Genomic DNA, 8,319 nt, shown 5'->3' on the forward strand with positions numbered 1-8,319 from the left:
CGATCAAAGTCCGCAACCCGGACCCGGCCCCGGCGCCGGCCCAGTGACAGACCAGTGACCTGGGCAGAGTACGTCCTCATAGCCGTAGCCGTCTTCATCACTCCTTCAGCCGGGAGCGCCACCTTCAGCAGTTGCAGCTTGTCTGCCGATGCGGCGTAATGCTGAGTCTCCGAATATCAGAACAAGGACGCTCATTCAGTTTGGCTACATTAATCCTGCAGAATGGCTGAATCGCTGCATGGAACTACACCGCGCCTAACTTAGGGGGCCGCGACGGGAGGCGGCTGAGAGAAATGCAACGCGTAGACAAATAATCCTAGCGTCTTCGAAATTATCTGTCCGGAAACAATACCGTTTATAGGAGCGAATGTGAGCCAAACCAGCAGTCTCCCGGACCAAACCGGGACTATGAAAACCATGGCGGCCCCGTATGAAGTATCCACAGACCGGATCTCTTCGGTTAAACTATCCCTGACGTATTTGCCTCTAGCCACTCCTACCAGTGATGCAAAGGTGCTGACCGGCAAGCAGAAGCCCTTAACGGAAATCGCATTCTTATTTGCCGAGATCGGCACCGAGGCTGGCTTTGAGGGTGTCGGCTATAGCTATGCGATACGTGCTGGCGGTCCTGGGCAGTTTGTGCACGCAAAGGAGGTCGCACCCGAGCTTATAGGCGTGGATCCGAATGACATCCAGCGTATCTGGACCAAATTGATGTGGTCCAGCGCCTCTATGGGCCGCAGCGGTTTATCCACACAAGCCATCGCAGCTATTGACATTGCTCTGTGGGACCTGAAAGCCAAGCGGGCACGCCTGCCACTCGCCAAGTTCCTAGGTGCACACAGGGATTCAGTTCCCTGCTACAACACTTCCGGAGGGTATCTCTCCCTCTCTATAGATGAAATCATCTCCAATGCCGAAGTATCAGTGGACGCCGGTGTCGGCGGAGTCAAGATAAAGGTCGGCCACCCTGAACCGCGGATCGACCTCGAGCGCGTGGCCGCCATCCGGGACGCCCTTGGCGGAGAAATTGCTCTCATGGTGGATGCCAACCAGCAGTGGAATCGCACGACTGCAATCCGCATTGGCCGCGCGCTGGAGGAATTCAATCTGACATGGATAGAAGAGCCGTTAGATGCACATGATGCCGCTGGCCATGCAATCCTGGCGCGTGAACTGGACACTCCCGTTGCTACTGGTGAAATGCTCACGAGTGTGGCGGAGCACCGTGAATTGATTTTGAAAGGCTCGGTGGATTTCATCCAGCCTGACGCTCCTCGTGTCGGCGGTATCACGCCTTTCCTGAAGATCATGGCACTTGGAGACCAAGCGGGCCTGAGCATGGCACCACATTTTGCGATGGAAATTCATCTGCATCTGGCAGCAGCATATGAACTGGATAGCTGGGTGGAGCATTTCGACTGGCTGGACCCGCTTTTTAACGAGCGGCTCGAAATCAAGGACGGAAGAATGACCGTCCCTGAGCGTCCGGGCCTTGGGTTTAGCATCAGCGAACAGGCCAGGAGTTGGACAGCGGAGACCGCTGTTTTCGGCGAAGGAGCTCCATAGCACTCTTTCGTCGTGTCTGCCCCAGCCGGGCCGCTACGATCAGGAGGAGAGTAGCGTTTTCGTATGGCGATGTAACGTGCCCGACACATGCTATTTGTTGGTATTAAGCATCACTGATAGCGGTATCCAATCGCGGCTTTAGTGGCAAGCGGGGAGCGCCTGAGGCGATGAGGGACCGGCGTCCCTTTCTGAGCCGCGGATGAGATGCCGCCGCAGTCACTGAATGGAACCGTTCCGTCGGCGGAATTTGAATCTACGTCTCATCACGGCGGATCTGAGCCGCTTAAGCGACAGCAGCCCGGAGACCGCTGCCCCTGTCCGATGCGGCAGCAAGGTGAAACTCGACTAGATCGTTGCACCGAACCGCTGTAATCTCCAAAGGCTCGAGCCTGGCGTGTCCTCGCGGACAACATGTGCAACGGGACGAACAGGTGGCGTCGTGCTGATCCAGATTAATGGGAGACCAGCTGCGCCGAGATGGACATGTATCATCGTTCGGGCTCGGTAGCGTGTCCAAACAATCCATCCGGTAACGGCTCGCCGGGGTCGCGGCGCTGCCCATGCAACCATAAAATGGCGCACGCCTTCAAAGCTCGTATGCGCCTCTGCTCTACTATGACGCGGCTGGCGACAGGGTAGCGCCAAGCGGGAGGCTAACCGAGTGGAGGCTCCGCTCGCAGAAGCGGCGAATATGGCCTTCAACCAGTGACCGAGCCAACTCCGCGTTGGCCTCATATGCAGCGTCCAACATTGCCATATGCTCACCCCATTCAATTTCATAAGAAGGGGCAGATTCTGAATTCTCGGCCGTTTGCCATCCAATGACGCTGATGAGTGCCGTACGATCCCTTAAGTTATCCAACACGTCTCGCATCAGGTGGTTGCCGCAATCCTGATATAAGAGCGAATGGAATTGCCGGTTAAGGATGCTCAACTTCGCGCGATCGCCAGCAGCTACCGCCTGACGGGCTTCGTCAAGGACCCGCCTGGCCTGTTCCAAGCTTGAACGGGATTGAGCCTCAACGGACCGGCGTACCGCCTCGGGCTCCATGACTAGTCGCAGGTCGCATACCGCGGAAATGAACTCCGCGTCCACTTTTTGGACTCGGGCCCCCTTATACGGGACAAATTGAACAAGTCCGGTGTTCGAAAGAATTTTCAGCGCTTCCCGAACAGGAGTTTTGGAAACCCCCATCCTTTCGGCGAGTTCCGCCTCTACCAGTGGGGCGCCTGGAGCGAATTCGTTGGTCAAAATTGATTGGCGAATTGACTCCAGTACTAACTCTATTCGCGATTGAGGAAGGGCAAGTTTCCCGTTCACGAAATCACCTCCGTTGCTTCCAGATGCCATACCTCCATGGTATGCGATATATGACGCAAGCTTTCCCGCCTGGCGCAGACCGCAGACGCGCATATGTGAGGTTTGACACACAGCGAGTATCTCATATATGGTATATGAGACCAAAGAGATTGGCGGAGAGCAAAGTAGCTCCACGTCGCTAACAGTTTGGAGAAAATTTTGACTCCCACACGCCCGGCCATGCGCTTTCGTCGTAGCAGTGCGTTAAGTACAGCTGCATTCCTGACTGTGGTGCTTGGTTTGCAAGCCTGCTCAGTCGGGACCGCATCCGATCAAACCGCTTCGGCCGATAGCATTCGGATAGTGCTCAAAGAAGAGCCGCCGACGCTCGAGCCGTGCCAAAGTTCCCAGAACTCAACAGGGTTGGTAACACGATCCAATATCTCGGAGGGGTTGACTTCGCGAGATCCGGCCACCGGCGAGCTGAATCCTGCGCTTGCAACCGAATGGCAGCAATTAGATGAGAAGACCTGGCTTTTCACCCTGAGAGACGGCGTTAAATTCCACGATGGCACAGCCTTCGACGCGGAGGCTGCAGCCTTCTCCATAGACCGAATGATGAATCCGGATCTAGGTTGTGACGTTACTGGCCAGTTCTTCGCTGACCAAAAACTCACAACCGAAGTCGTCAGCGACTCGCAACTCAAAGTTACATCGGCAACACCCGATCCCATCTTGCCGCTCAAGCTGTCCTTCGTCGGTATTGTGCCCGTCACCACAGACCAGCAGAACAAAGTCCGCGAACCCATCGGAACGGGCCCGTACCATGTAGGTGCTTGGCAGCCTGGTACCAGCCTGACGTTGGAACGGTTTGATGACTACTGGGGCGAACTGCCGGACTTTTCAACGGCTGAATATTCGTGGCGGCCGGAGGGGACAATTCGTGCGGCAATGGTGCTAAATAACGAAGCCGACGTTGCGATCACATTGTCGCCAGAAGATGGGGCAGGCGATTCAGCAGTCGAATACGACACCAATGAAGTCACTTATATGCGGATGGACGCAGGTAAAGCGCCGCTGAATGACATTCGAGTGCGAGAAGCCATCAACTATGCACTCGACAAGGAAGGGCTTCTCGCTTCCATATTCGCGGGCAAAGGAAAGTTAGCAACCCAATTAGTTCCTGAGGGCGTAACGGGCCACAATCCGGATCTCCAACCGTGGCCTTATGACATGGAGAAGGCGAAAGCGCTGATTGCGGAGGCAAAGGCCGACGGCGTTCCCGTTGATGAGCAGATCACCATCATTGGCCGCACTGGTTTCTATCCCAGAGCGGGCGAAGCCATGGAAGTTGTCCAAAATAGCCTCACCGAAGCTGGCCTTAATGTGAAGGTGGAGATGGGAGATGTAAATACTTGGCTCCAGCACTTGTTGCGGCCTGTTCCAACTGACTTTGGTCCGCGGCTTCTCATGGGTATGCACGGAAACCAAGCGGGGGACGCCTCATTCACTTTGCGAAACAATCTCGGAAGTGAAGGGGGACAAAGTAGCTATGGAACTCCCGAACTGGACGCGCTGATCGCGGCTGGTGAAAGCGCAACCGGAGAAAAAAGAGCTCAAGCATTCGCGGACGCCCTGGCCTATGAACGCGAAGAGATTGTCAGGGATGCAATGATGGTCAAGGTCGGTGCAATGATTGCTCTCAGTCCTGTTGTTTCGTATGAACCTAACTCGGCTTCCGGTGATGAAATGCGCGTCGCCGATATGCACAGGGCAGGTCAATGACGAGGGGTAGTTGTAAGAGACCTTCGCTGACCCATAGTGTTTAAAATCTACTAAACGGCACCTCCGAAAGTTGGCTTCGATCAAGAAGCCGACAGCCGGGGGTGCCGTTTCAGCATTTCCGGAAATCTCTGTTCCATCTGGACATCATTGATTCTGTCCGCGATGGCTGCTTTCCTTGAACTTGAAGGAGGCCCGCTCAGCTTTCGTGTTTGTCAAACTGATTGAGGCCGCTTGCCACTCCTTCCAGCGGCATCGACTGCTTGTACCCGCATGTCGACGCGGCATTCTTGGAGATGGCCCTCCCTTTGCCTGTCCCGCCGTTGCTTTCGGCAGGCATCCCGACAGGGGGCCGAAACTGGCCTCAGATGACGAGAATTGTCGATTAGTCAGATGGGCGCGCAAGCCCCGTTGGAAGCAGGAAGGCGATCCGCTTGGCGTAAGCTCAACCCGCGAGCGTGGCAAACAAGGAGTGGCCCCCTCACCCGTTACAGCGACGCTTTTGCTCCAGTTGAGCGACGAATGACACGTTGAAGTTCCCGGCAGCTTAGCCAACGCGGGGCGGGCTGCTGGTCTGGGCCGCCCTGCCCTGGGGTGTTGTCCTCCCGAGTTTTTGACTACTCGCGGTTACAAGGGCTGCTGACACCAAAGCGCACCGCGTCGAAACTTGGAGCATGCCGGGCTCCGGCCAATGCAGGCCGAAGGCATCCAGAGAATTCCTAACCGGCGAATACGGCCACATCTTAGATTGCAACAAGCGTGTAGGTGCTTTCATCAGAAGTTGGTGGCTTTCCTCACATTTCATGTATCATATATGAGATATCACTTCGAGTTTAGGAGCAAATAATGTTTGACCAGCTACGTAGCCAGCTAGCAGGAGTTGTGGCCATCCCAGTTACTCCCTTTGACTCTGACGGCAACGTCGACTCTGATTCATATACGAAAATCATTTCCAGGATGGTCGAAGCTGGTATGGAGGTGATAACACCAAACGGAAATACGAGCGAGTTTTATTCGCTGACAGTTCAAGAAAGACAAAGCTGCTTAGAGCTGTCGGTGGCCGCAGTCGGATCCGCAGGCACGGTGTTGGCTGGAGTGGGACATTCAGTTCCAGAAGCCATAGAAGCTGCGACAGCTGCCCAACAGGCCGGCGCCAGTGCGATCATGATCCATCAACCCGTTCATCCGTATCTAAGTGTGGAAGGGTGGTTCGATTACCACGTTGCTATCGCCAATGCCGTCCCCCAACTCGGAGTCGTACTTTACGTTCGAAATCCTCGTATAGATGGCAAAACGATTGCGCGCCTCGCTGATGCCGCACCTAACCTGATCGGAGTTAAATACGCCGTCGCCGATCCAGTCCGCTTCGCGACAGTCCTCAGGGACTGCGACCGTGATGAGATTGTATGGATCGCTGGCCTAGCGGAGTTGTCAGCGCCAGGCTACTGGGCCGTTGGGGCCACCGGATTCACTTCCGGCTTTGCAAACGTAGCTCCCGCGCTTTCACTGCAACTACTGCAGTCGCTGCGTGCTTCCGATAAAGGAAGCGCAATGAAAATTTGGGAACTGATACAGCCGTTCGAGGAGTTGCGGGCGCTGAACGATTCAGAAAAGAATGTTTCTGTTGTCAAGGAATCGCTTGCCCAAATCGGGTTGTGCAGACGAGATGTGCGTCCGCCGATCAGTGTTCTTGATACCCGCGACCGTCAGCTGGTCAAGGACATGATAGTCGGCTGGCAATCAGCGCTGTGAACTCCCTCGACAACCAGGGCTAGATGCACTACCTCGAAAAAGGCTGCAGTAAGCGCTGGAAGTCGTACCCCAAGCGCTTGAACTAAATTCGCGCGCACTCTTCATTCCTACCCGTTTGATGTGTGCTGCCGAATTCATCTCCCCGCTACCAGCCTCCATAATGTCGAGACAGGACACGGAGTTACTTATGCGAGTTAATGGACAATCAATGATATTCGGCAGGGGCGTTGCAGGTTTGGACGGCGATGTCCATGCCATCAATCCGGCCACCGGCGAAAAGCTTGAACCGGCCTTCGGCATGGTCAGCGTGGCTCAGCTCGAAGACGCCACCAAGGCCGCCGAGGCAGCGTTCGACACTTACCGCGCCACGTCTCCTGAGGTACGTGCGGCATTCCTTGAGCGCATCGCCGACAACATCGAAGCCATCGGCGCCGAACTGACCGAACGCGGCACCGCCGAAACCGGCCTGCCCGCCGGCCGGTTGGAAGGCGAACGCGGCCGCACCATCGGCCAGCTGCGGATGTTCGCCGCAGTGGTCCGCCAGGGTGACCACCTGCAGGTCCGCATCGATCCGGCACAGCCGGACCGCAAACCGGCGGCTCGCCTGGACATCCGCCAGCGCCACATCCCGCTGGGCCCGGTGGCCGTATTCGGTGCCAGCAACTTCCCGCTGGCATTCTCCACCGCCGGCGGGGACACCGCCTCCGCGCTGGCTGCCGGCTGCCCGGTGATCGTGAAGGCACACAACGCACACCCCGGCACCGCCGAACTGGTGGGCCAGGCCGTTGCCAAGGCAGTCAAAGACAGTGACCTGCCCGACGGCGTCTTCTCGCTGCTCTTCGGCGCCGGCCGCTCGGTCGGCCAGGCCCTCGTGGCGGATCCGCGCATCAAGGCCGTGGGCTTCACCGGCTCGCAGGCCGGCGGCATCGCCCTGATGAAGACCGCAGCGGCGCGGCCGGAACCCATCCCGGTGTACGCGGAGATGTCCTCCATCAACCCGGTGTTTGTCCTGCCCGACGCCATCGCCGAAGACGCGGCCGCGCTGGCCGGCGACTTTGTCGGCTCGCTGACCATGGGGGCAGGCCAGTTCTGCACCAACCCCGGGCTGGTCTTTGTCCCCGAAGGCAAAACCGGCGACGCCTTCATCAGCGCCGCGGCCGGCTCGCTGCGTTCCTGCGCGGGCCAGACCATGCTCACGCCGGGCATCGCCGGCGCGTGGGAAGAAGGCGTGCAGGAACTGGCCGCGGCCGACGGCGTGGAGCAGGTCGCCGAGGGCATTCCGGGTGCCACCGAGAATGCCCCGGCACCGCGGCTGTTCAGCACCAGTGCGGAGAACTTCGCGGCCTCCCCGCGGCTGCAGGAGGAAGTCTTCGGCGCGGCCGGGCTCTTCGTGCGCTACTCCGACGCTGCGGAACTCGCCACCGCTACCGAGAACCTTCAGGGACAGCTCACCGCGACCGTCCACTACGCGCCGGGCGACGAGGTGGCGGCCCGCGAGCTGCTCCCCGTGCTGGAGCGCAGGGTTGGCCGCATCCTCTTCAACGGCTGGCCCACCGGCGTCGAAGTTGGACATGCCATGGTCCACGGCGGGCCGTTCCCGGCGACGTCCGACTCACGGTCCACCTCCGTAGGCAGCCTGGCCATCCACCGCTTCCAGCGCCCGGTCAGCTACCAGAACGTTCCGGACGAGCTCCTGCCGGCGCCGCTGCAGGACAACAACACGTGGAAACTGAACCGCCGCCTCGACGGCAGCGTAGAAAACGCGAAGGAGCCGGCCTATACCCGTGGATGCCGCAGTCTGCGAAATGGCGAGGACAACTAATGCTGGTCTACCTGAGAAAGCGAATCCTCTCCAGCGCGTTGCCGTTGGTGGCTGTGATCGTGGGGGTGTTCGCGCTTGCCCGATTGACCGGTAA

The 8,319-nt window shown here is 57.9% G+C and carries 5 protein-coding genes; 4 read left to right on the top strand and 1 reads right to left on the bottom strand.

The window, feature by feature from the left end; genetic code table 11:
* Positions 1-417: 417 nt before the first annotated feature.
* Positions 418-1,569, top strand: a complete 1,152-nt coding sequence (locus tag B0G38_RS22870; protein WP_319801285.1) for an L-talarate/galactarate dehydratase — start codon at positions 418-420, stop codon at positions 1,567-1,569.
* Positions 1,570-2,182: 613 nt separating this feature from the next.
* Here B0G38_RS22870 and B0G38_RS22875 read toward each other — a convergent pair.
* Positions 2,183-2,920: a GntR family transcriptional regulator gene (locus tag B0G38_RS22875; protein ID WP_264671603.1), complete on the bottom strand. Its 738-nt coding sequence runs from the start codon at positions 2,918-2,920 to the stop codon at positions 2,183-2,185.
* Between the two features lie 168 nt (positions 2,921-3,088).
* On the opposite strand from B0G38_RS22875, the gene B0G38_RS22880 reads away from it, so the two are divergent.
* The 3 genes from B0G38_RS22880 (at position 3,089) to B0G38_RS22890 (ending at position 8,225) form a co-directional block, all read left to right on the top strand.
* Complete coding sequence (locus B0G38_RS22880) at positions 3,089-4,654, top strand: ABC transporter substrate-binding protein (RefSeq protein WP_264671604.1); 1,566 nt, start codon at positions 3,089-3,091, stop codon at positions 4,652-4,654.
* Positions 4,655-5,497: 843 nt separating this feature from the next.
* Complete coding sequence (locus B0G38_RS22885; protein ID WP_264671605.1) at positions 5,498-6,403, top strand: dihydrodipicolinate synthase family protein; 906 nt, start codon at positions 5,498-5,500, stop codon at positions 6,401-6,403.
* A gap of 187 nt (positions 6,404-6,590) precedes the next feature.
* Complete coding sequence (locus tag B0G38_RS22890) at positions 6,591-8,225, top strand: aldehyde dehydrogenase (NADP(+)) (RefSeq protein WP_264671606.1); 1,635 nt, start codon at positions 6,591-6,593, stop codon at positions 8,223-8,225.
* Positions 8,226-8,319 lie beyond the last annotated feature (94 nt).

The organism is Crystallibacter permensis (assembly GCF_025960875.1).
Taxonomy (GTDB): Bacteria; Actinomycetota; Actinomycetes; order Actinomycetales; family Micrococcaceae; genus Crystallibacter; species Crystallibacter permensis.

Bases quoted from the DNA above. Each gene is read 5' to 3' on its own strand.
- B0G38_RS22870 (WP_319801285.1), top strand. From the start codon at position 418: ATGGCGGCCCCGTATGAAGTATCCACAGACCGGATCTCTTCGGTTAAA.
- B0G38_RS22875 (WP_264671603.1), bottom strand. From the start codon at position 2,920: ATGGCATCTGGAAGCAACGGAGGTGATTTCGTGAACGGGAAACTTGCC.
- B0G38_RS22885 (WP_264671605.1), top strand. From the start codon at position 5,498: ATGTTTGACCAGCTACGTAGCCAGCTAGCAGGAGTTGTGGCCATCCCA.
- B0G38_RS22890 (WP_264671606.1), top strand. From the start codon at position 6,591: ATGCGAGTTAATGGACAATCAATGATATTCGGCAGGGGCGTTGCAGGT.